The following is a 23990-nucleotide window of genomic DNA, read 5'->3' on the forward strand; positions in this document are numbered from 1 at the left end:
ATGGGCCTTGAACAGAGCATAGACTGCCCGGATTGCGGCACGCCCATCGCGATAGAGACGCGGGCGCTGATGGAAGGGGCGTCGTTTGCCTGTGGCAATTGCGGCGCGGAGATTTCGATGGCGGGACGTGCCGGGGAAAGCTGGGGCGCGGCGCAGGCGAAGTTCGCGGCGCTGAAGGCGGATATGCTGAAGGCCGGGGAGGGCAAGACATGAGACAGGTGATCGCGATCTTGAACGTGGTCGCATGGTCGGGGTTCTGGGCCTTCGGGTACCTGGCGCTGACCTCGGGCGTGGATCAGAGCGGCCAAATGGTGGTGGCCGCGATCCTGGCGGCGCTGGGCGGCGGCACGGGGATGCTGGCGTATTTCTGGCTGGTGCGGCACGCCGAGGAGACGGGCTATGCCCGGCCCGCGAACCGCGTGGCGAAGCGGGAGGATGACGATGCGGAACCGGTTTGAGCGGACCTGGGCATGTGACGTACCTGGAGGAGAGATCTGATGTTTTATCGTGAGGCGGGCGACTTCAAGACGTCCTACGTGGCGGACAGCCAGACCTTTCCGATCAAGTTCGACAGGTTCCGCTATTACGCGGTCTTGCTGGTGGCGTTTGCCGTCGTGCCCTTCGTGATCAACGACTATTGGGTGAACGCGGTCTTCCTGCCGTTCCTGATCTATTCGATCGCCGCGATCGGGCTGAACATACTTGTGGGCTATTGCGGGCAGGTGAGCCTGGGGACCGGGGGGTTCATGGCCGTGGGGGCCTATGCCTGTTACAAGCTGATGACTGGGTTTCCCGAGGTGAGCATTTTTGTCCACGTGATCATCTCGGGCGGAATCACGGCGGGGGTCTGCGTGCTCTTTGGCCTGCCGAGCCTGCGGATCAAGGGGTTCTACCTGGCGGTGGCGACGCTGGCGGCGCAGTTCTTCCTCGTGTGGCTCTTCAACCGGGTGGGGTGGTTCTACAATTACTCGGCGTCGGGGCAGATCAACGCGCCGGAGCGGACGGTGCTGGGCGTGCCCATCACGGGGGCCGAGACCGCGCCCTGGGCCGCGTACCTGTTCTGCCTGGTGTTCACCGTGGTTTGTGCGCTCGTGGCGCGGAACCTGACGCGGGGTATGCAGGGGCGGCAGTGGATGGCGATCCGGGACATGGACATCGCTGCCGAGATCATCGGGGTCAATCCGCTGAAGGCCAAGCTGAGCGCTTTTGCCGTGTCGGGCTTTTTCGTCGGGATTGCGGGAGCGCTGTTCTTTGCCGTCTACCTTGGCGCCGTGGAAGTGGGTGAGGTCTTTGGCATCAACAAGTCGTTCCTCGTGCTGTTCATGGTCATCATCGGCGGGCTGGGCTCGATCTTCGGCTCCTTCGCCGGGGCGGCGTTCCTGGTGCTGTTGCCGGTGCTGTTGAAGAACGTGCTGGTGGGCGGCCTGGGCTGGCCCACGGACCTGGCGGCGCATTTCGAGTTCATCATCGTGGGCGGGCTGATCGTGATATTCCTGGTGGCCGAGCCGCACGGGCTGGCGCAGCTGTGGCGGGTGGCCAAGGAGAAATTGAGACTATGGCCCTTCCCGCATTAGGGGGCGGCATGGCGGGATGAAATCCCGCCCTACGAGTTGGGCGAGGAAAACGCCCATGACGAGACATCGGACATACCAAGGGAGGATCAAACCGATGAAACAGAAACTGCTGACAGCGATTGCGGCTGTGGCGATGGTGGCCAGCCCCGCGCTTGCGGAGCTGACCATCGTCGATACCAGCTATCGCACCGGGCCTTATGCTGCGAACGGCATACCGTTCTCGGATGGCTACCAGGATTATTTCACCCTGCTGAACGAGCGTGACGGCGGCATCGGCGGCGAGATGATCAACCTGATCGAATGCGAGACCGGGTACAACACCGAGAAGGGTGTGGAGTGCTACGAGGCGACCAAGGGCGAAGGCGCGCTGGTGTATCAACCGCTGTCCACCGGCATCACCTATCAGCTGATCCCGAAGGCGACCGCCGACGGTATCCCGCTTCACACGATGGGCTATGGCCGCACCAGCGCCAAGGCCGGGGAGGTGTTCAAGTGGGTGTTCAACTATCCCGCCAACTACTGGGACGGCGCATCGCTGGCGATCACGCACCTGTCGGAGCAGAATGACGGCGACCTGAGCGGCAAGAAAGTGGCGCTGGTCTATCACAACTCCGCCTATGGCAAGGAGCCGATCCGGACGCTGGAGAAGCTGGCGGAGAAGCATGGTTACGAGCTGATGCTGCTGCCGGTGGATCATCCGGGCCAGGAGCAGAAGTCGCAGTGGTTGCAGGTGCGCCAGCAGCGCCCGGACTACGTGATCATGTGGGGCTGGGGCGTGATGAACCAGGTCGCGATTCAGGAAGCCGTGAACATCCGGTTCCCGATGGAGAACTTCATCGGTATCTGGTGGTCCGGCTCGGAGAACGACGTGAAATCCGCCGGGGCCGGGGCCGATGGATACAAGGCGCTGACCTTCCACAACCTCGGGTCCGATTACCCGATCTACGACGATATCCAGACGCATGTCGTGGATACCGGCAACGCCGCCGGTGCGGGCGACCAGATCGGCTCGGTTCTTTATAACCGGGGCATGTATGCCGCGATGCTGGCCGCCGAGGCGATCAAGACCGCGCAGGAGATGCATGGCACCGCCGCGATCAATGCTGCCCAGATGCGCGACGGCATGGAGAACCTGGAAATGACCGAAGAGAAGATGGCCGCGCTTGGCCTTCCGAACTTTGGCCCCGAGTTCAAGGTGTCGTGCGAGAACCATGGCGGCAACGGCTTTGGCGCCGTGTCGCAGTGGAACGCGGAGGCCGGCGAGTTCGACCTGATCACCGAGTACTACCAGTCGGACCAGGAGATCATCCAACCGCTGGTGGAAGAGGACTCGGCCGCCTTTGCCGAGGAGAACGGCATCGAGCCGGGGTGCTGATCTGACGCTATTTCCCCGGCCGCTGCACAGGGTGGCGGCCGGGGGATTTCGAGTATTTGAAGAACAGTGAAAGCCGGGGGCGCGCCTGTGCCCCGGGATGAGCGCGGGAGAGTTGAGCCATGGCCGAGGCCGCCGTCGAGACGCAGGAAAACCTGCTTGAGGTGAACAATATCGAGGTGATCTACAATCACGTGATCCTCGTGCTGAAGGGTGTGAGCCTGAGCGTGCCGAAGGGCGGGATCACGGCGCTTCTGGGCGGCAACGGGGCTGGCAAGACCACGACGCTGAAGGCGATTTCCAACCTATTGAAGTCCGAGCGGGGTGAAGTCACCAAGGGCAACATCCGGTACCGTGGCGAGCGGGTGCAGGACCTTGTGCCGTCGGAGCTGGTGAAGAAGGGCGTGATCCAGGTGATGGAGGGGCGGCATTGCTTCGAGCACCTGACGGTGGAGGAGAACCTGCTGACCGGGGCCTATACACGCGGGTCGAGCAAGGGGGAGATCGAGAAGGATCTGGACCTTGTGTACGAATATTTTCCGCGCCTGAAGGAGCGGCGACGGAGCCAGGCGGGATACACGTCCGGCGGCGAGCAGCAGATGTGCGCGATCGGGCGCGCGCTGATGTCGCGGCCCGAGACGATCCTGCTGGACGAGCCCAGCATGGGGCTGGCGCCGCAGCTGGTGGAGCAGATTTTCGGGATCGTGAAGTCGCTGAACGAGGAGGAGGGCTATACCTTCCTGCTGGCGGAGCAGAACACCAACGTGGCGCTGCGGTTCGCGCAGTATGGATACATCCTGGAAAGTGGGCGCGTGGTGATGGACGGGCCAGCGAAGGAGCTTCGCGAGAACCCGGATGTGAAGGAATTCTACCTCGGGATGTCGGACGAGGGGCGCAAGTCTTTTCGCGACGTGCGCAGCTATCGCCGCCGCAAGCGGTGGCTTTCATGAGCGACAGTGTCTGGTTCTTCGCCTACCCGGAACCGACGCCGCCGAACGCTGGCGCCTTGCTTGACGGCACGATTGCCGACTTGGTTGGGCAGGGTATCATACGACAGGACCGGGACCCGGAGGCCATTCTTGGTGCGCCGAGAGGGCCGGTGCATCGACCGGCGCCGGCGGGCGTTGCCCTTGCGGGGCGTTTCGGATCGTTTTCTGAACTGCTGACCAACGGTGCGGAGTTCTGCCCGTCGCTGATCTTCAACTTCGGTCCGTTGAACACGGACACGCTTGAATGTCGTCGGTGCAAGGTGTCGATCTCGAACGAGGACCCCGAGGCCTTTGACGATCAGATTAACGAGATCGGAGATGCGGTGGCCGATGCCGATTTTTCGGACACGGCTGTCACGTGCATAACCTGCGGGGCCGAGACATCGGTGAATGATTGGGCGTCCGAGGGGGGCTTTATCATTGCCGGGTTCGGCGTGGGCTTGTGGAACTGGCCCTATGGCACGCCGTTGATGGAGGCGGTCAGGGACAGCCTGGAGCGGACGGTCGGGCGGCCCGGCCTTTCCGCGGACGGCTACCGGATATGAGCGCGGTGGGGCGCATGCCGAATTGGGCGCAGGGCCATGATTGGTCCGGTTCAGGTGTCTTTCGTCAGTTCCGCCCGCATCTCTTCGATCAGGGCCAGAGCCTCGGTGCGGGTGTTGCGGATGTTGGGGCGGAAGCCCTGGGATTCGGCGCGCAGGCGGATGTCTTCCTCGGTTTCCGACCCGGCGGCGTAGCGGGCCGAGCCGAGCGAGGCGGCCTCGTTCAGTCGCTTGCCGCGATGGGCGTATTGCACCCAGGCGGCGGGCAGGATCTCGCAGCCGTTGAGATTGACGAGGAAGAACCAGCGGCGGTCGGTGGCGCGGATGCGCTCCTCGATGTGGTCGTAGAAATCGTTGACGTCGCGGCTGTGGTGGAATGTGAAATGCGAGAAGTCCACGTCCATGATGACGGTCTCGGGATCGAACCGGATGCGGCGTACGAAATCGGCATTGGTGTAGGTCGGGTCGTGCGTGACGCGGGTGCGCCGCGTGCTGGGCATCTCGGCGATGCGGGCGATGGCGGCGTCGCGGTCGGAGAAGAGGTTGGGATCGAACGCCTCGGTGTTGGCGGCGCGGAGAATCTGGCGCTTGGTTTCCTCGGACGCGTCGAAGCGGACCGAGCCCATGGAATGCGCCAGGTTGAGCGCGCGGCCCCGGCGGGAATAGGCCGTCCAGGCCGCCGGGTCGATACGGGTGCCATTGAGGTTCACGAGGAAGAACCACTTTTCCTCGCCGGTGGCGGCGATGCGCGCCTCGAGCCGGTCGTAGAAGGCGTTGACGGTGGCGCTGTCGGGGAAGTGGACGTCGTTGAAATCGACTTCCATGATCTGCAGCTCTTCATGGAAAGTGATGCGCGCATCCAGCGCGGCGCGGTCGAGAACGGGCGCGGTATCGGTGTCGGTCATGGTAGCAATCTCTGGTATCTGTCAGGCAAAAATTTCGTATACAATAGTATGCAATGGGTAACACGACGGTGCATGTCCGACCATCGGGCAGGCTGTCGCGAGGTCAACGGCCGATGGAGGGCCAGCACATGAGCCAGTATTTCGATGATCTTGAAGCGCGCAAGTCCGCGGACCGCGCATCGGCCATTGCTCGCGCATTGGGCGAGCAGATCGAACGGGCGCAGGGGCTTGCGGGCTATGGCGATACGCTGGCGGGGGTCGCGCCGGGGGATATCAAGAGCGTGGCTGACCTTGCCGGCTTGCCGGTGCTGCGCAAGGCGGACCTGGGGCAGGCGCAGAAGGCTGCGCCGCCGTTTGGCGGGCTGACGGTGGGCACGGCCTCGGGTTTTGCGCATGTGTTCCAGAGCCCCGGGCCGATTTACGAGCCGGGCGGCGCGGGGAATGACTGGTGGCGGATGGGGCGGTTTCTTCATGCCTGCGGCATCGGCGCGGGGGATATCGTACAGAACTGTTTCGGCTATCACCTGACGCCCGCCGGCATGATGTTCGAGAACGGGGCACGGGCCGTCGGGGCGACGGTGCTGCCCGCCGGGACCGGGCAGACCGAGCTGCAGGTGCAGGCGGCGCATGACATCGGGACGACCGCCTATGCCGGGACGCCGGATTACCTGAAGGTGATCCTGGACAAGGCGGACGAGATGGGGCTGAACCTGCGCATCACCAAGGCCGCCGTGGGGGGCGGGGCGCTGTTTCCGTCGCTGCGGAAGGAATATGCGGATCGGGGCATTCAGTGCCTGCAATGCTATGCCACCGCCGATCTGGGCAACATCGCCTATGAAAGCCCGGCGCAGGAGGGGATGATCGTGGACGAGGGCGTTATCGTGGAGATCGTGACGCCCGGCACGGGCGATCCGGTGAAGCCCGGCGAAGTGGGAGAGGTCGTGGTGACCACGCTGAACCCGGACTATCCGCTGATCCGCTTTGCCACCGGCGACCTGAGCGCGGTGCTGGAGGGGGAAAGCCACTGTGGGCGGACCAACATGCGGATCAAGGGCTGGATGGGGCGCGCCGACCAGACCACCAAGATCAAGGGCATGTTCGTGCGGCCCGAACAGGTGGCCGCGCTGGTGGCCAAGCATTCAGAGATTGCGCGCGCCCGGGTGGTGGCCAGCCGCGAAGGCGAGATGGACGTGATGACCGTGCAGATCGAGGCCGATGGCGGCGCGCCCGAGGCCTATGCGGCGACGGTGAGCGACGTGCTGAAGCTGAAGGGCAAGATCGAGGTCGTGGCCCGGGGCAGCCTGCCCAACGATGGCAAGGTGATCGAGGATTTGCGCAGCTACGAGTGACGGCGCCGCCTTTGGATAGGGCGCGGAAAGTGCGCTTGAGGTTAAGGCGGTGTTTAGGGAAACGCGCACTCGCTGCAGGTCGGCCGCGTCGTTCAAAATGCAATGCACCTTGGCGATGTAACGCGCCAGGTTGGCCTCGGAGGGCGGGTGTCCAAGGGTCGGGCTTGCACCGAACGCGGATCAGCCCGACGTGCCTTGCCGACCTTCGAGGCGACCTGTCCTGGCAGCTCCAGCTACGCGGCGGCGCGCGCTTCCAGATCCAGGCGCATGGTTGCCATGCCGTGCCGGCGGGACAGTTCCTCGTAGCCGGCCGAGAGATAGGCGTTGAACGCCGGAGCGTTGTCGGTTTCCACTTTCAAGGTCAGAACCAATGCGCCGAGGTCCTCGGCCGCCTGCTCGACGAGCTTGGCCAATTCCGCGCCGGACCCGCCGCGCACCTCTTCGGAGAGGTAGACGTAGGTCAGGTGCCGCACTTCCGGTCCGATCCCTTCGCGCAACGCGAAGAATCCGATGTCCCGTCCTGAAGTATCCTGAAGGTAAAAGGACACATCCGTGGACTCTCCCAGCCAATTGCGATGCCATTCCATCTCGTCGAAGGGCACTTTTGCATTGGGGTTGAGCAGGGGGATATCCGCATTCGGCAGCATATCTGCCAACGGGGCCAAATCTCGGTCGTGGTTGCGACGCAGTGTGAGTGTCATGGGTCCTTCCTTCGGCTGGTCTCGGCGCGAATGCACCGGAATGTCTCTATGAAGGCGTGCGCCTGACATATAAGCCCCGCCCGCGTCAACCGGGGAGCGGATCGCGGCACCTACCTGCAGCCTTGGCTGGTGACGGCGAAGGGAGGGGGCAACTTCGCGAGCCGGTATTATCTTGTCCTGCTGTTCTCCAACGATCCGGACGGCGCGAAATCCGCGCCGCCGGTCTTTACATTCTGATCAAATTCCGGGCAGCTAGGCGCATGAATGCGCATCTCAAGGGGCTGCTGCTGACCACGCTGGGCGTGTTGTTCGTAGTGCCCGACTCTCTTTTCGTGCGGCTGATCGACGCGGAGCCGCTGGTCGTGGCCTTCTGGCGCGGGATCACCGCGGGGGTTTTCATCCTGGTGGGCGTGCTGGCTTTCATGCCGCGCGGATCGACCCGCGCCGCGCTCAGCACCGGCTGGCCGGGCGTCATCTACATCGTGCTGATGGGCTCGACCGCGCCGGGATTCGTGCTGGCGGTGACGCAGACCAGCGTGGCGAACGTGGTGTTCATCTTTGCCTCGATGCCGGTTTTCGCGGCGATCTTCGGCAAGGTTTTCCTGGGTGAAGGGATCAGCAAGCGCATGGTGCTGACCATGCTGGGGGTTTTCGTGGGCCTGGCGATCATCGCCTATGGCTCGGGCGAGAACGAGATTGCCAGCTGGAAGGGCGACGTCTGGGCCGTCATCGTCTGCGCCTCTTACGCGGGGGCGCTGACGGCGGTGCGGCAGTTGAAGGATGTCTCGATGATCCCGGCCATCCCGATCGCCTATATCGGCGCGGGGCTGGTGGTGCTGCCCTTCGTGTCGCCGTGGGTGCCGGTCGCGGCGCAATGGCATTTGTTTGCGCTGCACGGGGGCTTCATCGCGGTCGCCACGTGCTTTCTCACGTTGGGGCCGCGCTATATCAGCTCGGCGGAGGTGTCGCTGCTGATCTTGCTGGAATCGGTGCTGGCGCCGCTGCTGGTCTGGGCCGTGGTGGGCGAGGACCCGGGGCGCTGGGCCATCGTCGGCGGCGCCGTGGTGATCGGGGCGCTGCTGGTGTCGAACATGGTGGCGCTGCGGCGGCGGCGATGAGCGGCGCGGAGGATGACCCGGGTGGTGAGGCACCCTGCTTCGCGCAGGACGTCGTGGGCGGCCATGTCGTGGATGCGCAAACGCGGGCCGACGTGGCGCAGTTTCGCAAGAGCGATCGCGCCCGGCTTTATGCCCTGCGCAAGGAGTTGTCGCAGGACGAGCTGGCCCGGCAGGCGGCGGCCGTGATGGCGACGCTTGACCGCGTTCTGGAGGATGTGGCGGGCAAGGCGGTTGCCGGGTACTGGCCGATCCGTGGCGAGTTGGACCTGCGGTCGTGGTTCGGCCGGGCAGGCGCGGCGGGGGCGCAGGTGGCGCTGCCGGTGGTGGTGGAAAAGGGCTGCGCGGTTCAGTTTCATCTTTGGCAGCCCGGCGCGAAGATGACGCGCGGCATCTGGAACATTCCGGTTCCCGCCGAGGCGCGCCCGGTCGCGCCCGAAATCGTCATCGTGCCGCTGCTGGGGATCGATGATGGCTGTTACCGGCTGGGCAATGGCGGCGGGTATTACGACATGACGCTGGCCGCGCTGACGCCGCGGCCAAGGGTGATCGGGGTGGGACATGATTTCTGCCCCGTCCAGACGATCTTTCCGCAGCCCTGGGACGTGCCGATGGACGAGGTGATCCTGGGCGACGGGTCGCATGTGCGCCGGGGTGAATGACCGCTGCAAGCGTGGTTCCCGTGGCCGGTGCCGGGCATTCGAGTATTTTGAGCAAGAAAAAGTCCGGGCGCGCGTCCCATGAAACGAAAAAGTTTCTTCCGGTGTTGGACTTGTAACACCATGGAAGGACATGCGTATGCCCGACGATCTGCACTTCAATGGCAACACTGGCCTGCAATCGACAATCCGGGGCCTGCATGGAACGCCCGTCGCGCCTTTGCCCTTCCTGAAAGGTGTCGTGGTGCGATCCTTCGTGCTGGAGCGACCGCAAGGCAATGTTATCCTTTACAATTCACCGGGCATCGACGCGGCGGCGACGGATATCCGCGCCCTTGGCCCGATCGAACGGTTGCTGCTGAACCACCAGCACGAAGCGATGTTCGGCGCGCCGGATCTGGAGGCCCCGGCCTATGTCCACGCAGAGGATGAAGGCCGGACCGATATGCCACTTGCAGGCACCTTTTCCGACCGGCAGAGGCTCGGTGACGATCTTGAAATCATTCCGACCCCCGGTCACACGCCCGGCACCACGGCATTTCTCTGGGACAGTGGCGACCTACGTCTGCTGTTCCCGGGAGATTCGATCTGGGTGCAGGGCGGTGAATGGAAGGCCGTGCTGCTGGGCGACAGCGACCGCGCGGCCTATATCGCAAGCCTCTCGCTGCTGATGGATGTGACGTTCGACGTGCTGGTGCCTTGGGGTGTCGAGGAGGGGGAGCCCTATGGATACGGCGTCTCCCCCAAACAGGCGCGAAGCCATCTCGACGCGATACGGCGACGCCTTGAACGCGGTGAAAACGCCTGATTGAAACCGGGAGTGCAAGCGTATGCGTTGGGCTCGAAGCTGGCTGTGAAGGTCGCGCTGCTTTTTCTTGCCGTAAATACTCTAAATCCGGCGTCCGAGCCGGGCGCCGTCAGAAATCGACCGTCACTCCGGGCAGGTTCAGTGCCTTGACCAGGTCACGCAGTTCCTGACGGGCGGCGACGTTGGAGATGTTGAGGCCCTTCACGCCGATATCCTTGAGGTCCAGGAGGGTCAGGCCGCGCGGGAAAAGCTCGCGGAAGATGACGCGTTCGTTGAAGCCGGGGGCGGTGCGAAATCCGATGCGCTTGGCGAGGTTTTCCAGCGCCGCGCCCATCTTTTCCTTGTTCACCATCTGCTGCGCACCGAGGCGGTTGCGCACGACGATCCAGTCGATCGGTTTCAGACCCGCCTGCGCGCGCAGCTGCCGCGCGTTCCAGACCATCTCGGAATAGACCGAGGGGCCGAGGATCTTCAGCCCGTCGGTGTCGACATGGGCGAGCAGGTCGAAATCGACGAAGCTGTCGTTCAGCGGCGTGATCAGGGTATCGGCAAGCGAGTGTGCCACCTGGCTGAGCCGTGTGTGCGAGCCGGGGCAGTCGATGATGATGAAGTCGCTGTCGGGTTCGAGTTGCGCCACCGCCGCCGAGAGACGGCGGTCATAGACGTTCTCGCCGGGTTTCAGCTTGTCGGGGTCAACCTCGGGCAGGTCGTGGTAATGCGGGCCGGGCAGCTCGAGTCCGGCTTTTTCGAGATAGGCCGTGCGGTTGTGAGCGTAGCGCCCAAAGGTCTTTTGCCGCAGGTCAAGGTCGAGCGCGCTGACGTTGTACCCCATCCGGGCGAGGGCCGTGGCCACGTGCATCGAGACGGTTGATTTGCCCGCCCCGCCCTTTTCGTTTCCGACGACGATTATATGTGCCATGCCCGTGCCCCTTTGCCCCGCTTTTTGACCCGGCGAACTGCCTTGCAGGTTTGGACGCTACTTTATGGTGTATGGCCGGCCGGTTGAAGCCGGTTTGAGACGATCGCGCCGAAATATTGCATTTGCGCCATGCCGGGGCCCCAAACGAAAAACGCCGCCCCGGGTGGAGCGGCGTTTCGATGTCGCGGACGCGGGTGGCTTAGAAGCCGAGGCCGGCGTACTTGTTCTTGAACTTCGACACGCGGCCGCCGGAATCCATCAGGCGGGTGCCGCCGCCGGTCCAGGCGGGGTGCACGGACGGGTCGACGTCGAGCGACAGGGTGTCGCCTTCGCTGCCCCAGGTCGAGCGCATCTGGACGACGGTGCCGTCGGTCATCTTCACGTCGATGAAGTGATAATCGGGGTGCAGATCTTTTTTCATCTGGTCCGCTCCTTACGCGTTTGCGCCCGATTTGGGCTTGTAGGTGGTGTCTTCTGCGATCCGGGCCGACTTGCCGCGGCGCTGGCGCAGGTAATAGAGCTTGGCGCGGCGGACGCGGCCACGGCGCACGACTTCGATGCTGTCGATGTTGGTCGAGTAGAGCGGGAACACCCGTTCCACGCCTTCACCGAAGGAAATCTTGCGAATGGTGAACGAGCCGGCGATGCCTTCGCCGTTCTTGCGGCTGATGCAGACGCCTTCGAAGTTCTGCACACGGCTACGGGTGCCTTCGGTCACCTTGAAGCCGACGCGCACGGTGTCGCCGGCTTTGAAGTCGGGGATGGTTTTCCCCAGTTCGGCGATTTGTTCCGCCTCTATTTCAGCGATCAGGTCCATCTGATCCACTCCTATGTTGCTTGCGGTTGTCCCGCAAAGGTGATGCGCGGCCTTGAGAGCTCCTGGTCTTCTATCGGGTCCACTTAGGAAGTGCCCGCCGGAGGTCAGGTCGTCATGTCTTTTGTCTCTGCGCTGTGTGCCGGGCGGGTGGGAGCCGAAGAAAGCGGGCCCTTGTGCCAAACAAACAGGTCCGGACGACTCAAAAGAGCCCCGGACGGGCGGTGTATAGGGGGAAACGGAGCGTCGATCAAGAGTAGTGTTGCGCGTAGGGCGGGACCGTTTTCTATCGCGGAATTTGCGCAAATTCCGCTGGCGCGAGGGTCAGTCGTTGCGCTTGGGAAAGTTGGCCCAAAGGTCAGGGCGTCGTCCTTTCGTCGTTTCCTCGGACATGGCGCGCCGCCACTTGGCGATTTCGCCGTGGTGGCCGGACATGAGCACATCCGGGATCTTGCGGCCCTGCCATTCGGCGGGACGGGTATATTGGGGGTGTTCGAGCAGGCCGTCGGAGAAGCTTTCTTCCTCGGTCGAGCTTTCATTGCCCAGCACGCCGGGCAGCAGACGGACGGTGGCGTCGATCATCGCCTGCGCGGCGAGGTCGCCGCCGGTGAGGACGAAATCGCCGAGCGAGACCTCTTGAATTTCGTAGTGGTCGATGACGCGCTGGTCGAGCCCTTCGAAACGGCCGCAGATCATGGTCACGCCTGGGCGGGTGGCCCAGTCGCGGGCCATCGCTTGCGTGAAGGGCGTGCCGCGCGGGCTGAGATAGACCAGCGGCGCGCCTTTGGGCGCCCGGGGCAGGCCGTGGTCGAGGGCGCGGCCCATCACGTCGGCCCGCAGCACCATGCCGGCGCCGCCGCCGGCAGGCGTGTCGTCGACATTGCGGTGCTTGCCGATCCCGAACTGGCGCAGGTCGATGGCGTCGAGTTGCCAGAGGCCGTCCTTCAGCGCCTTGCCGGTGAGGCTGTGCCCCAGGATGCCGGGGAACGCGTCGGGCAGCAGGGTGATGACCTGTGCCGACCACGCGCGGGCGAGGCGTTCGGGGCCGTCCATCAGGCTGCGCGGTTTGAGCGACGCGGTGATCGACTTGCGGCCGTGGGATTTCGAGGCGGTGTCGGACATGGGGCTATGTGCGGTGCAAACCCGGGCCGCGTCAAGCGGGCGTGGTCCGCGTCTGGCGCGTGGCACCGGCGGCGCGGTAGCGTTTGAGCACGGCGCGCTTGGCCTCGGACAGCTCGGCGTCGGACAGCGCGGAGCGATTGAGCGCCAGCAGTTCCTCGGCGGCACCGTCGGGCTGGACGTTATGGGCGGGCAGGGGCGCGAGGCCGTCGCGGGGCACGTCGAGATGGTCGAGCGCCACGCCGAGCGGGCCGAGCGGATCGGTGCCGCACTCTTCGATCGGCGCGTCGAGCACGGTGGCGCGGTGGCGGACACGTTCGTCGACGCTGTCGACGATGGTGTCGAGGTCGGCGGCGCTGGAGAGGTGGGTGCGGTAGGTCTCGAAATCCTCGGTCACGCGCAGGGCGCGCAAGTTCTGCCACCAGACGCTGCGCTGCCAGTCGCGGGGCGCGCGCGTGGTGAACAGCACGCCGATCGGGGCTTCGGGGCCGAAATGAGCGGCGAGCACGGCGGTGGCGACATTCATGAGCGGGGCCGCGGCGGCGTAGCTGGTGACGCCGTGATTGCCGGGGATGTAGCCGCAGAGATCCTCGGAGGTGATCATCAGCGCACGGGGCTCGTCCGGGTCGGTGTCACGGATCGTGGCGGTGAAGGCTTCGGCAAAGCGGCGCAGGTCGGACTGTTCCCGGTAGGCCGAGAAGCGTTTGGCCATGCGCGTGGCCTCGATGAGGTCATGGGTGAAGATCAGCCGCAGGTGGGGGCGCAGGGCGCGCTGCACTTGCGCCGCGCCGCGTTGCAGGGAGGACGTGCCTGTCTTGTGAAAGCCCGGATGCAGCAGGATGCGCGGCATGCTCAGAAGAGCCCCTCGGGTGGGTCGGCGATGATGCGGCCTGAGGCGAGATCGACGGTGGGCACGGCCTCGAGCGTGAAGGGCAGCAGGACGGTGGACTTGAGCCCCGGCCCGTGGATTTCGAGGATGTCCGACGCGCCGTGGTTCAGGACCGACTTGACCCGGCCCAGCGACGCGCCGCCGGTGTCGAAGACTTCCAGCCCGATGAGGTCGGCGTGGTAGTATTCGTCGTCCGGCAGGTTGGGCAGGCGGTCGCGGTCCACGAACAGGCGCAGGCCGCGCAGGGCTTCGGCCTGTTCCTTGGTGGCGACGCCGGAGAGGCGGGCGATCAGGGCCCCCTTGGTGGTCTGGCCGGTGAGGGTGATGGTGAAGCTTTGTGCGCCATCCTCGGAGGTGACGGGGCCATAGGTGGCGATATCCTCGGGCGTGGCCGTAAAGGATTTCAGCCGCAAATCGCCCCGGACGCCGAATGCGCCGGCGACGGCGCCTATGCAGATACGGTCGGTCATTGCAGGCCCTCCGTGACCAGACATAGCCCGTCGATGGACAGGCCACCCCGTGCCGTGCAGGCCTCGGACACGTTGTGGCGTTCAAAGAAGACGCCCGCGACGAAGGTCAGCGAACTGAGAACGACAAGGCGAATGAGGCCGAACATTTGGGATGTCCCGAAAGCGAAAGCGTTGCGTGCCGCCCCGGGCGACGGTCGCGGGGGCGGCACGGTTTTCTTTGCGCCGAAAGCGGCGGGCGGATCAGCTTTCGCTGGTTTCTTCCGCGGCGGCCTCTTCAGCCGGGGCTTCCTCGGCCGGAGCGTTGGCGGCTTCCGCCGCTTCGGCGGCCTTGGCGGCTTTCTCTTCGGCGCGCTCTTTGGCTTTCTGGCCCGGCTCGGCCTTCTTCATGTTGGCGCGCTCTTTCTTTTCCAGCACGCCGGCGGCTTCGAGGAAGCGCGAGACGCGGTCGGAGGGTTGTGCGCCGTGGTCCAGCCAGTGCTGCACGCGCTCCATGTTCATCTTGACGCGGTCTTCGCTGTCCTTGGGCAGAAGCGGGTTGTAGGTGCCCAGCTTCTCGATGAAGCGGCCGTCGCGCGGCATGCGGCTGTCGGCGGCGACGATCGAATAATGGGGGCGTTTCTTGCTGCCACCACGGGCAAGGCGGATTTTCATGGCCATTGGTGTTTCTCCTTTAGTATGGCGTTTGTTTGGTGGGGTGGAACCCCACCCTACGGTTGGTCTGGCGGGAGGACCCCGCGTCAGGTCTGGTGTTGCTTATGGTGCTGAATGACTTCAGCGATGATGAAGTTGAGGAATTTCTTGGCGAATTCCGGGTCGAGGTCGGCGCGGTGCGCCAGGTCTTCGAGCCGCGCGATCTGGGCCGCCTCGCGGGCGGGATCGGACGGGGGAAGGTCGTGTTCGGCCTTGAGCGCACCCACGGCCTGGGTGTGCTTGAACCGCTCGCCCAAGGTGTAGACGAGGATGGCATCGAGACGGTCGATGCTTTCGCGGTGCCCTTTCAGAAGGGCCGCGGCGCGGTTGGTCGTTGCATCAGTCAATGGGCATCCCCTTCGGTTTGAAGAGCGGGTCGCGGTAATGGCCGATTTCCAGCTCGATCCCGTCGCGGATCTGGCCGGATTTCAGGGTGGCGGGCGACGGGTGACGGTAGACCGCGTCGGAGCCGTCGATGCTGGGGGCCGCGTGGTCCTTGGTGCAGCCCAGCCGTTCGGCAAGGCGGATGGAATCGAGGTTCTTGGGGTCGATATAGCTGACCGCGCTGTCCCAGCCGGCGGTGGTGAAGAGGTGATCCCTGACCTTGTGCGTGGCTTCGAGCGCGTAGCCCTTGCCGGCCTTGTCGGGCCAGATGATCCAGGCGATTTCGCGTTCCGGCCACTTGGCGGGGAACCAGCCGCCGGCCATGCCCACGGTCTCGCCGGTGTCGCGCAGGTGGATCATCCACATGCCATAGCCGCGGATTTCCCAGTGGCCGATCTCGGCGGCGTAGAGCATCCACGCCTCGTAAGGGTTGAGCGGGCCGCCCATGAAGCGTGACCGGTAGGAGGCGAAGGTGGCTTTGAAATCCGGGTAATCCGTCGCCTCGGGACCGCGCAGGACGAGGCGTCCGGTCTCGAGCACGGGGATGTCGCGGTGGCCCATGTCAGGCCTCCGCCGGTTGTGCGGTGGGTTGGGCCACGCGGGGGTGGCGCCAGACCTGGCAGGGGGTGCCGACGACGGTGCCATCGCGTTCGTACTGTGCGCCGAGGCGTTCGGCGAGGCGGAGCGAGCGGGTATTGGAGGCGTCGATATAGGAGATCACGCCGTCGAGGCCGAAATGGCGTGCCGCGTGGTCGCGCGCGGCCAGGGCGGCCTGACAGGCCAGGCCCTTGCCTTCGAACCCGTCGTAGATGTGCCAGCCGAGTTCGGGTTCGTCCCAGCCATCGTTGAGGATCATGCCGACGCGGCCTGCGACCTGACGGGAGTCGCGGTGTTCGATCATCCACATGCCGTAGCCGCGCAGAGCCCAGTGGCCGATCCCGGCCATGAAGGCGCGCCAGCTGTCCCAACGGGTGTGCGGACCGCCGACATAGGACGCGCGGGGAGACGTGCCGAAGGCGGCGAAGGCCTCGAAATCGGAGTCCCGGTAGCCGCGCAGGACCAGGTCAACGGTCTCGATGACAGGGATGTCGACGGTGATCTTCATGCGTAGGCCTCGGGGGAGCCGTCGGCGTCGCAGTCGAGGCCCAGTTCGGACGGGCCGGGGTGACGGTAGAGGTAATCCTCGCCCATCTCGACATTCTGGTAGGTCGTCTCGTACTGCGCGCCGAGGCGTTCGGCCAGCGCGATGGAGCGCGTGTTGCCGGGCACGATGTTGGAGGTGAGCGTCGTGAGGCGCAGATCCTGGTAGGCCCAGCGGCGGGCGCGTTCGGCGCCTTCATAGGCGATGCCGCGGCCCTCGAACCCGTCATAGACGACCCAGCCGAGTTCCGGCTCGGGCCAGCCCTCGGGCGCCCAGATGCCGGTGATGCCGCAGGGCTGGCCCGTTTCCTTCCACTCCATGGTGAAATAGCCGAAGCCGTGCAGCGCCCAGTGGCCGATGGACATGGCGAACCAGCGCCAGGCGCGGGACATGTTCTTTTCCGTGCCGAAGCCCCAGGAACGCTCGCGATCCAGCAGGAACCCGGCCAGCGGTTCGAAATCGCTGGCTTCGGGGCCACGCAGGACGAGGCGGTCGGTCTCGATCCGGGGGATGTCGAGACGGAGGGTCATGCGGCACCTGCCGTGGGTCTGGCCAAAAGGACGCGCTGCCGCGCGGCTCTTGTGCAACGGGCTGCGCCGTGACGCGCCGGGGCGGGCCGGGGCGCGGACGGCAGGGGCCGGATCGAGTATTTGGGGCAAGAAAAAGCCATGGGATTATTTCTTTTTCCCGAAGCCGGAGAGACCGGGGGGCAATTGCGCACCGCCGCCCATGCCGGGAAAACCGCCGCCGGGCATGCCCTTGCCCATCTGCTTGGCGGCCTGTTCGAGCGCCTTGGGGTCCATGCCCTGGGCCATGTCCTCGGGCGAGGGACCGCCTTTGCCGAACATGCCTTTCATCGCCTGTTTCAGCATGCCGCCCTTGCCCATCTTCTTCATCATGTCGCCCATCTGGCGTTGCATTTTCAGAAGCTTGTTGAGCTCGGAGACTTCCAGCCCCGCGCCCTGCGCGATGCGCTTCTTCCGCGACGCCTGCAGGAGCTTGGGGTTGGCGCGTTCCTTCTTGGTCATGGAATTGACCAGCGCGATTTGGTGGGCGATGACCTTGTCGTCGATGCCAGCACCTTCCATCTGCTTGGCCATCTTGCCCATGCCGGGCATCATGCCCATCACGCCTTCCATGCCGCCCATCTTTTGCATCTGTTCAAGCTGCATCTTGAGGTCGTTCATGTTGAACTGACCCTTCTGGAAGCGGCGCATCATCTTTTCGGCCTGTTCGGCCTCGATGGTTTCCTGCGCTTTCTCGACGAGGGAGACGATGTCGCCCATGCCGAGGATGCGGCCCGCGATGCGCTCGGGCTCGAAGGTTTCGATGGCGTCCATCTTTTCGCCCAGGCCGACGAAGCGGATGGGTTTGCCGGTGACGGCGCGCATCGACAAGGCGGCACCGCCGCGGCCGTCGCCATCCATCCGGGTGAGCACCACGCCGGAGACGCCGATCTTGTCGTCGAACTCGGTGGCGACGTTGACGGCGTCCTGACCCGTCAGGCCGTCGACCACCAGAAGCGTTTCGCGCGGGTTGGCGACGTCGCGGACTGCCGCCGCCTGGGCGATCAGCTCCTGGTCGATATGCAGGCGGCCGGCGGTGTCGAGCATGTAGACGTCGTAGCCACCGAGGCCCGCCTGCGTCTTGGCGCGCTTGGCGATGGTGACCGGGTCCTCGCCCTTGACGATGGGGAGCGTGTCGACGCCGATCTGGCGGCCGAGGATTTCGAGCTGTTCCATGGCCGCGGGGCGGTTGACGTCGAGCGAGGCCATCAGCACGCGCTTGCCGTCGCGGTCCTTGAGGCGCTTGGCGAGCTTGGCGGTGGTGGTGGTCTTGCCCGAGCCCTGCAGGCCGACCATGAGGATCGGGGCAGGCGGGTTGTCGATTTTCAGCGCGCCGGGGTCCTCGGACCCGGTGAGCGTGTCGACCAGCGCGTCGTGGACGATCTTGACGACCTGCTGCCCGGGGGTGACGGAGCGGGTGACGGCCTGGCCGGTGGCCTGATCCTGCACGCGCTTGACGAAGTCCCGGGCGACGGGGAGCGAGACGTCGGCCTCCAGAAGGGCGACGCGGACCTCGCGCAGGGCGGTCTTGACGTCCTCTTCGGAAAGGGCGCCCTGTTTCGTCAGCCGGTCGAAGACGCCGGAGAGACGTTCGGAAAGATTTTCAAACATGCCTCGGCCTCCTTCGCCGGTTTCTGTCATGTCGTCCCAACATAGGGATGACGGTTCAAACGATAAACGCCCCCACGGGCGAAACTCGCTGGTGGGGGGCGATCCCGGGCTGCGCCCAAGGGACCGGAAGAACGCTGTCTTCCGTGATATTGCGCGGCTGATAGGCTTTTGCGGCGGGGGAGTCAATATGGCGCAGCGCGTCGGGCCGGACTTGGCACCACTGGCGCGGATCCAGGACCGCCACCGCGCGGGGCCGGGTGACGTCATGGACGTGGAAGGCGTTGGCAGGGGGCGTCGGGCAGGGATAGACTGCGGCCATTGCTTCAGGAGATTTCGCGATGGAAGCGCTGGTTCTTATCTTTGCGGAGATCATCCTGGCGTGCATGGCGCCGGTGATCGCCATTCTGGGCGCCATCGTGGGGGCGGTGATCGAGGGCTTTTTCCTGCTGTTCGGCGGGGTGTTCGCGGAATGGGTCCAGGCCCGGCGGGCGCGGCGCGCGTCTGCCCGGGGCAAGTCGTCGCCGCCACGCAAGCCGCTGATCCCGCGCAAGGTGGTGCATTGGGTGGCCGGCGGCAGCGCGGTGTTGGGCGTGCTGGGGGTCGTGGCGACTTATGTGTTTTTCCGGCCGATCCTGCGAACGGTGATCGAGACCGCCAGCGAGAATGCGGGAATGCGCGTGGAGTATGCCGGGGCCAGCGGATCGCTTCTGGGCGGGCACGTTGTGCTGGACGGGCTGCAGATGGCGCGAGCGCACGAGACCGGGTTGGCCTTTGACCTGGCTGTGGCGCGGGCGGAGGCGGATGTGGACCTGTGGAGCCTGTTGGGCGACACGCCACGGCTGGAGCTGGGGCAGGTCGAGGGGGTGGAAGGGTATGTCATTCCGCCGCTTCCCAAGGAAGAGACGGCGGGCGAGCAACGCGGCCTTCCCAAGCCGCGCCGGGCGTTCGAGGCCGACAGGCTGGCGGTCGAGGGTGTCGACGTGGAGATCCGGCCGCGCGGGACCGACCCCTACACGCTGGCGATCGAGACCGGCGAGGTGGCGCCGTTTCGCAGCGGGCTGGCGCTGTTCGACCTGCTGTTCCGGTCGAACCTGACCGCCGAGGTGGCGGGGCAGCCGCTGTTGGTGGAGACGCGCGAGATCACCGAGCAGGGGCGCGAGACGCGCTGGGCCTTCGAGGACGTGGACGCGGCACAGCTGAAGCGGTTGGTGCCGCGCGCGCCGCTGACATGGATCGATGAGGGCCGGGCGACTGTGATGGTCGAGGACAGCTGGAGCCTGTCGGAGGACTTCGTCGACATGAACTGGCGGCTGGCGGCACGGGACATGGCGGTGAGCGTGCCCGAAGGCGCGACGCGGACCGAGCGGATGCTGGCCGGAGGCCTGGGCAAGCTGGTGGCGATGCAGGGCGGGAACGCGGAGTTTCGCTATCAGTTGCAGCTGGATGCCGAGGAGATGGCCCGGCTACGCGAAGGCGACATCGACCTCTTTTGGGACACGGTGCTGGCTGGCGTGATGAAAGGCGGGATCGTGCGTGAGGACGAGACGGCGGTCGAGGCGGAGGCCGACGACACAGCCGAGTATGAAAAGCCCGGGGCCATTGACAGGCTGAAGTCGTTCTTCGAGAAGGACGACCCGGCGGAATAGCCGCCTTAGCCGGTCAAGGAGCCTTTGGACATGGTCGATGCCTCTTCCGCCTTTCAGGACAGCTTGCCCGTGAGTTCGGATGACCTGCTGGCGCAAATGCGCGCGGCGGGCGTCGATTTCGAGCTTTACGAGCATATTCCCCTGCGCACGGTCGAGGATGCCAAGACGGTGCAGGGCGGGGCCGTTCCGGCAGGCGAAGGGCGGATCGACATCAAGAACTTCTACCTGCGAGACCGCAAGAAGCGGAACCACCTTGTGGTGCTGGAGCAGGACCGGGAGGTGGACCTGAAGGCGCTGGGCGCGCAGATGGGTGTTGCGGGGCTGTCGTTCGGCTCGGCGGAGCGTTTGATGGAGTTCCTGGGCGTGCGGCCCGGCGCGGTCAGCCCGCTGGGTTTGGTCAACGGGGCGGAGGCGGGCGTGCAGCTGTGGATGGACGCGGCGGTGCGGGACGCGGAGTTCGTCCATGCGCACCCGCTGGTCAATGACAGGACGGTGGCGATGCGGCCTGCCGACCTGGTTGCGCTACTGGAAGGGTGGGGCGCCGAGGTGGCTTGGCTGGAGCTTTAGGGCCGGCGGCGGAATTTGAGTATTTGAGGAACAGTGAAAACGGTGCGGTGCGCGCAATCTCAACCGCTTGGTTGAATATGCGGAATCCGGTTCATGACGCCCGAAGCGGACTGCGGCGGAGCGGCGCAGCCCATGAAAGGCTCGTTTTATCAAGGGGTTGAGAGGGGTTGTCCCGTGCTTGACTCGGGCGCGGGTGCGGCATAGCAACAGCGCAACGGTTCCGGAGGGGCAAACGTGGACGATCCTGACCGACAGGAGCGGCTGAAGCGGCTTGAAGACAGGATCAATGCGCTGAAAGGCGTGGATGCGCCGACGCCCCACATGGAGAACCACTATTCCCAGGCGCAGCTGGCCTGGCGGATGGTGATCGAGCTTGTGGCCGGTCTGGGGATCGGCTTTGGCATGGGGTACGGGTTGGATTACCTGTTCGGGACAATCCCGATCTTCCTCGTGCTGTTTACATTGCTGGGCCTGGCGGCGGGCATCAAGACGATGATGCGCAGCGCCAACGAGATCCAGCTGAAGAATGCGGCGGAAACGCTGGACGCAGAGCGAGCCCGAGAGGGTGACGAGAAGAGGATGACAGATGGCCACTGAAGCGCATGGCGAAAGCGAAGGGCTGGTTTTCCACCCGATGGATCAGTTCATCATCAAGCCGCTGGCCGGCGACGGCCCGGTGGGCCTGTTCACGATCACCAACGTGACGCTGTGGATGGCGCTGACGTGCCTGGCCGTGTTCGCGCTGATGGTTCTGGGCACTTCGGCGCGGTCGGTCATTCCGGGCCGCATCCAGTCGGTTGCGGAACTAGCCTACGGCTTCATCCGCAAGATGGTCGAGGACGTGGCGGGCAAGGACGCGCTGCCGTACTTCCCCTACATCATGACGCTGTTCATGTTCATCGTCTTCGCTAACTTCCTTGGCCTGATCCCCGGATCGTTCACATCAACCAGCCATATCGGCGTGACCGCGGTGATGGCGATGATGGTGTTCATCGGCGTGACCGTCCTGGGCTTCGTCAAGAACGGCGCGAGCTTTCTGAGCCTGTTCTGGATCAGCTCGGCGCCGCTGGTGCTGCGGCCGATCCTGGCGCTGATCGAGGTGATCTCGTACTTCGTGCGTCCGGTCAGCCACTCTATCCGTCTTGCCGGCAACATGATGGCGGGCCACGCCGTGATGAAGGTGTTTGCTGCCTTCGCGCCGCTGGTGCTGATCTCGACCGGTGTGGGCCTTGTGGTCACGCCGCTGTCTATCCTGGCGATCACGGCGGTTTACGGGCTGGAGGTGCTGGTGTCGTTCATCCAGGCCTACGTGTTCACCATCCTGACCTGCGTGTACCTGAAGGACGCGCTGCACCCGCATCACTAGGAGATAGCGTGGGTTGTCACCCACCCTACGGCGGCGGTTTCCGGCGCCAGCAACCAACAACAGATCACTGAATTCCATCGTAAGGAGAAAAGACATGGAAGGCGATATCGCACAAATGGGTCAATTCATCGGCGCGGGCCTGGCGTCTGTCGGCATGGGCGGCGCGGCCGTCGGTGTGGGCAACGTGGTCGGCAACTACCTGGCCGGTGCCCTGCGCAACCCCTCGGCCGCCGGTGGCCAGACCGCGACCATGTTCATCGGTATCGCGTTCGCGGAAGCACTGGGGATCTTCTCGTTCCTCGTCGCGCTTCTGCTGATGTTCGCCGTCTAAGCCAGGCGGATGTGATCCTTACGGGCCGGGCGAGGGGCGTTGTGCCTGTCCCCCGGCGTCCGTGAGGAAAATCCGAATGGCCTTATGCCGCGTCCGTCTTGCGGGCCTGGCACCACGACACGAACATTGAGCCTTGCGCAGTCCCGGTGCCGGACATTGTCCGGCAAACCTGATACAAGGGGCAGGCGCAACAAGGAGAACGCAGATGGCGACCGATACCCTAGGAGAAGGTGCTGCCAGCGCTTGCGTCGACGCAGGCGGTGGAGCAATCGGCCTTCCCCAGCTTTGCCCGGACTGGATGGGCAACCAGATCTTCTGGCTGGTCATCGCGCTGATCGTGATCTTTTTCATCCTGTCGCGCATCGCGCTGCCGCGGATCGCGGCGGTGCTGGCCGAGCGTCAGGGGACGATCACCAACGACCTGGCCGCGGCGGAAGACCTGAAGGAAAAGGCCTCTGACGCGGAAGACGCCTATAACAAGGCTTTGGCCGATGCCCGCGCACAGGCGCAGGAGATCATTGCCGAGGCCAAGGCGGAAATGAACGCGGAGCTGGAAGAGGCCACCAAGAAGGCCGATGCCGAGATCGCGGCGAAGACTGCCGAGGGCGAGAAGGCCATCGCGGAAATCCGCGCCTCCGCCATGGAGAGCGTGAAGGAAGTGGCCAAGGACACCGCCAAGGAATTGGTGGCCGCCATGGGCGTCAAGGCCGATGCGCGGACAGTCACGTCCGCCGTCAATTCGCGGCTGAAAGGGTGAGCGCCATGAAACAGTTGATCGCAACCCTGACTGCCATGGTCGCTGCCAGCCCCGCGCTGGCCGCTACCGGGCCTTTCTTGTCGCTGGGCAACACCAACTTCGTGGTGATGCTGGCCTTCATCCTGTTTATCGCGCTGCTGGTCTACCTGAAGGTGCCCGGCAAGATCGGCGAGATGCTGGACAAGCGGGCCGACGGCATCAAGTCGGAGCTGGACGAGGCGCGCGCGCTGCGCGAGGAGGCACAGACCCTGCTGGCAAGCTATGAGCGCAAGCAGAAGGAAGTGCAGGACCAGGCCGACCGGATCGTGGCCCATGCCAAGACCGAAGCCGCCGAAGCCGCCGAGCAGGCGAAGAAAGACCTCGAAGTGTCCATCAAGCGCCGGATCAAGGCCGCCGAAGAGCAGATCGCGTCGGCCGAGGCCAGCGCCGTGAAGGACGTGCGCGACCAGGCGATTGCCGTGGCCGTGGCCGCCGCCAAGGACGTGGTCGCCAAGACCATGACCGAGGAGGACAACAGCAAGTTGATCGATCAGTCGATTGGCGAGGTTGAGTCCAAGCTGCACTGACGCTTTCAATTAACTGAAAATGACAAGGACCCGGTGCCGAAAGGTGCCGGGTCTTATTTTTGTTCATGGGCCTGAGTTCGATTTACCGGATCTTAAGAAAGACCCTCTTTTCTGCGAATTAACGTGGCTTAAGGAGCAGG

Annotated in this window: 32 protein-coding genes; 17 read left to right on the top strand and 15 right to left on the bottom strand. The window is 64.8% G+C overall.

Going from position 1 to position 23990, the window contains the following annotated elements; translation table 11 throughout:
- The 6 genes from PVV74_RS08955 (at position 1) to PVV74_RS08980 (ending at position 4480) form a co-directional block, all read left to right on the top strand.
- Positions 1-213: a hypothetical protein gene (locus PVV74_RS08955; RefSeq protein ID WP_103762876.1), complete on the top strand. Its 213-nt coding sequence runs from the start codon at positions 1-3 to the stop codon at positions 211-213.
- Complete coding sequence (locus PVV74_RS08960) at positions 210-458, top strand: hypothetical protein (RefSeq protein ID WP_103762877.1); 249 nt, start codon at positions 210-212, stop codon at positions 456-458. The genes PVV74_RS08955 and PVV74_RS08960 overlap by 4 nt, the downstream gene beginning before the upstream one ends.
- Before the next feature lie 39 nt (positions 459-497).
- On the top strand, positions 498-1574 hold the full coding sequence (locus tag PVV74_RS08965; protein ID WP_103762878.1) for a branched-chain amino acid ABC transporter permease: 1077 nt from the start codon (positions 498-500) through the stop codon (positions 1572-1574).
- A 94-nt stretch (positions 1575-1668) separates the two neighbouring features.
- Positions 1669-2949, top strand: a complete 1281-nt coding sequence (locus tag PVV74_RS08970; RefSeq protein WP_103762879.1) for an ABC transporter substrate-binding protein — start codon at positions 1669-1671, stop codon at positions 2947-2949.
- A 119-nt stretch (positions 2950-3068) separates the two neighbouring features.
- Positions 3069-3896 carry an ABC transporter ATP-binding protein gene (locus tag PVV74_RS08975; protein ID WP_103762880.1) on the top strand — a complete coding sequence of 276 codons (828 nt, stop codon included), beginning with the start codon at positions 3069-3071 and terminating at the stop codon, positions 3894-3896.
- Positions 3893-4480: a hypothetical protein gene (locus PVV74_RS08980; protein ID WP_274592935.1), complete on the top strand. Its 588-nt coding sequence runs from the start codon at positions 3893-3895 to the stop codon at positions 4478-4480. The genes PVV74_RS08975 and PVV74_RS08980 overlap by 4 nt, the downstream gene beginning before the upstream one ends.
- 50 nt (positions 4481-4530) lie before the next feature.
- Here PVV74_RS08980 and PVV74_RS08985 read toward each other — a convergent pair whose 3' ends face one another.
- The gene (locus tag PVV74_RS08985; RefSeq protein WP_274592936.1) at positions 4531-5382 is read right to left on the bottom strand and encodes a hypothetical protein; all 852 of its coding nucleotides are present in this window, start codon (positions 5380-5382) and stop codon (positions 4531-4533) included.
- Between the two features lie 128 nt (positions 5383-5510).
- Between PVV74_RS08985 and PVV74_RS08990 the strand changes: the two genes are divergently transcribed.
- Entirely contained in the window at positions 5511-6731 is a 1221-nt protein-coding gene (locus PVV74_RS08990) for a phenylacetate--CoA ligase family protein (RefSeq protein WP_274592937.1), read from the top strand.
- 233 nt (positions 6732-6964) lie between these two features.
- Here PVV74_RS08990 and PVV74_RS08995 read toward each other — a convergent pair whose 3' ends face one another.
- Positions 6965-7432 (bottom strand): GNAT family N-acetyltransferase, encoded by a 468-nt coding sequence (locus tag PVV74_RS08995; RefSeq protein ID WP_274592938.1) that lies wholly within the window; start codon positions 7430-7432, stop codon positions 6965-6967.
- A 260-nt stretch (positions 7433-7692) separates the two neighbouring features.
- On the opposite strand from PVV74_RS08995, the gene PVV74_RS09000 reads away from it, so the two are divergent.
- The 3 genes from PVV74_RS09000 to PVV74_RS09010 all read left to right on the top strand — a co-directional run bounded on the left by PVV74_RS09000 (position 7693) and on the right by PVV74_RS09010 (position 10014).
- Complete coding sequence (locus PVV74_RS09000; RefSeq protein ID WP_274592939.1) at positions 7693-8550, top strand: DMT family transporter; 858 nt, start codon at positions 7693-7695, stop codon at positions 8548-8550.
- On the top strand, positions 8547-9209 hold the full coding sequence (locus PVV74_RS09005) for a 5-formyltetrahydrofolate cyclo-ligase (RefSeq protein ID WP_274592940.1): 663 nt from the start codon (positions 8547-8549) through the stop codon (positions 9207-9209). Before PVV74_RS09000 ends, PVV74_RS09005 begins: the two co-directional genes overlap by 4 nt.
- 136 nt (positions 9210-9345) lie before the next feature.
- The gene (locus tag PVV74_RS09010) at positions 9346-10014 is read left to right on the top strand and encodes an MBL fold metallo-hydrolase (protein ID WP_274592941.1); all 669 of its coding nucleotides are present in this window, start codon (positions 9346-9348) and stop codon (positions 10012-10014) included.
- A 109-nt stretch (positions 10015-10123) separates the two neighbouring features.
- On the opposite strand, the gene PVV74_RS09015 is transcribed toward PVV74_RS09010, so the two are convergent.
- The 13 genes from PVV74_RS09015 to ffh all read right to left on the bottom strand — a co-directional run bounded on the left by PVV74_RS09015 (position 10124) and on the right by ffh (position 18617).
- A complete protein-coding gene (locus PVV74_RS09015; RefSeq protein ID WP_274592942.1) occupies positions 10124-10933 on the bottom strand; it encodes a division plane positioning ATPase MipZ in 810 nt (269 codons plus the stop codon).
- A 199-nt stretch (positions 10934-11132) separates the two neighbouring features.
- Positions 11133-11354 carry a 50S ribosomal protein L31 gene (gene rpmE, locus PVV74_RS09020; RefSeq protein WP_103762888.1) on the bottom strand — a complete coding sequence of 74 codons (222 nt, stop codon included), beginning with the start codon at positions 11352-11354 and terminating at the stop codon, positions 11133-11135.
- A gap of 12 nt (positions 11355-11366) precedes the next feature.
- Entirely contained in the window at positions 11367-11750 is a 384-nt protein-coding gene (rplS, locus tag PVV74_RS09025) for a 50S ribosomal protein L19 (protein ID WP_103762889.1), read from the bottom strand.
- Between the two features lie 321 nt (positions 11751-12071).
- Positions 12072-12869: a tRNA (guanosine(37)-N1)-methyltransferase TrmD gene (trmD, locus tag PVV74_RS09030; protein WP_274592943.1), complete on the bottom strand. Its 798-nt coding sequence runs from the start codon at positions 12867-12869 to the stop codon at positions 12072-12074.
- A 31-nt stretch (positions 12870-12900) separates the two neighbouring features.
- Entirely contained in the window at positions 12901-13716 is an 816-nt protein-coding gene (locus tag PVV74_RS09035; protein WP_274592944.1) for a hypothetical protein, read from the bottom strand.
- A 2-nt stretch (positions 13717-13718) separates the two neighbouring features.
- Positions 13719-14225, bottom strand: a complete 507-nt coding sequence (gene rimM, locus PVV74_RS09040) for a ribosome maturation factor RimM (protein ID WP_274592945.1) — start codon at positions 14223-14225, stop codon at positions 13719-13721.
- Positions 14222-14371, bottom strand: coding sequence for a hypothetical protein (locus PVV74_RS09045; RefSeq protein WP_170067172.1), 150 nt, complete (start codon positions 14369-14371; stop codon positions 14222-14224). Before PVV74_RS09045 ends, rimM begins: the two co-directional genes overlap by 4 nt.
- A gap of 94 nt (positions 14372-14465) precedes the next feature.
- Positions 14466-14882 (bottom strand): 30S ribosomal protein S16, encoded by a 417-nt coding sequence (gene rpsP, locus PVV74_RS09050; protein WP_103762893.1) that lies wholly within the window; start codon positions 14880-14882, stop codon positions 14466-14468.
- Between the two features lie 80 nt (positions 14883-14962).
- Entirely contained in the window at positions 14963-15262 is a 300-nt protein-coding gene (locus PVV74_RS09055; RefSeq protein ID WP_103762894.1) for a chorismate mutase, read from the bottom strand.
- On the bottom strand, positions 15255-15860 hold the full coding sequence (locus tag PVV74_RS09060; RefSeq protein ID WP_103762895.1) for a GNAT family N-acetyltransferase: 606 nt from the start codon (positions 15858-15860) through the stop codon (positions 15255-15257). The genes PVV74_RS09055 and PVV74_RS09060 overlap by 8 nt, the downstream gene beginning before the upstream one ends.
- A gap of 1 nt (position 15861) precedes the next feature.
- Positions 15862-16404 (bottom strand): GNAT family N-acetyltransferase, encoded by a 543-nt coding sequence (locus PVV74_RS09065; protein WP_274592946.1) that lies wholly within the window; start codon positions 16402-16404, stop codon positions 15862-15864.
- Complete coding sequence (locus tag PVV74_RS09070) at positions 16401-16970, bottom strand: GNAT family N-acetyltransferase (RefSeq protein WP_274592947.1); 570 nt, start codon at positions 16968-16970, stop codon at positions 16401-16403. The genes PVV74_RS09065 and PVV74_RS09070 overlap by 4 nt, the downstream gene beginning before the upstream one ends.
- A 144-nt stretch (positions 16971-17114) precedes the next feature.
- Positions 17115-18617 (bottom strand): signal recognition particle protein, encoded by a 1503-nt coding sequence (gene ffh, locus PVV74_RS09075; protein ID WP_103763010.1) that lies wholly within the window; start codon positions 18615-18617, stop codon positions 17115-17117.
- Positions 18618-18955: 338 nt separating this feature from the next.
- Here ffh and PVV74_RS09080 point away from each other — a divergent pair, with 338 nt between their 5' ends.
- From PVV74_RS09080 to PVV74_RS09110, 7 genes are all read left to right on the top strand, one after another.
- Positions 18956-20263 (top strand): hypothetical protein, encoded by a 1308-nt coding sequence (locus PVV74_RS09080; RefSeq protein WP_274592948.1) that lies wholly within the window; start codon positions 18956-18958, stop codon positions 20261-20263.
- A 30-nt stretch (positions 20264-20293) separates the two neighbouring features.
- The gene (locus PVV74_RS09085) at positions 20294-20830 is read left to right on the top strand and encodes a prolyl-tRNA synthetase associated domain-containing protein (RefSeq protein ID WP_103762899.1); all 537 of its coding nucleotides are present in this window, start codon (positions 20294-20296) and stop codon (positions 20828-20830) included.
- Positions 20831-21064: 234 nt separating this feature from the next.
- Positions 21065-21427 carry an AtpZ/AtpI family protein gene (locus PVV74_RS09090; protein WP_103762900.1) on the top strand — a complete coding sequence of 121 codons (363 nt, stop codon included), beginning with the start codon at positions 21065-21067 and terminating at the stop codon, positions 21425-21427.
- On the top strand, positions 21417-22196 hold the full coding sequence (locus tag PVV74_RS09095; RefSeq protein WP_103762901.1) for a F0F1 ATP synthase subunit A: 780 nt from the start codon (positions 21417-21419) through the stop codon (positions 22194-22196). The genes PVV74_RS09090 and PVV74_RS09095 overlap by 11 nt, the downstream gene beginning before the upstream one ends.
- A 94-nt stretch (positions 22197-22290) precedes the next feature.
- A complete protein-coding gene (locus PVV74_RS09100; protein WP_057790696.1) occupies positions 22291-22527 on the top strand; it encodes a F0F1 ATP synthase subunit C in 237 nt (78 codons plus the stop codon).
- 205 nt (positions 22528-22732) lie between these two features.
- Positions 22733-23284 (top strand): F0F1 ATP synthase subunit B', encoded by a 552-nt coding sequence (locus PVV74_RS09105; RefSeq protein WP_152476339.1) that lies wholly within the window; start codon positions 22733-22735, stop codon positions 23282-23284.
- Positions 23285-23289: 5 nt separating this feature from the next.
- Positions 23290-23850 (top strand): F0F1 ATP synthase subunit B, encoded by a 561-nt coding sequence (locus tag PVV74_RS09110; protein WP_103762903.1) that lies wholly within the window; start codon positions 23290-23292, stop codon positions 23848-23850.
- Positions 23851-23990: the final 140 nt, after the last annotated feature.

This window comes from Roseovarius sp. SK2 (assembly GCF_028807495.1).
In the GTDB taxonomy this organism is placed as follows: domain Bacteria; phylum Pseudomonadota; class Alphaproteobacteria; order Rhodobacterales; family Rhodobacteraceae; genus Roseovarius; species Roseovarius confluentis.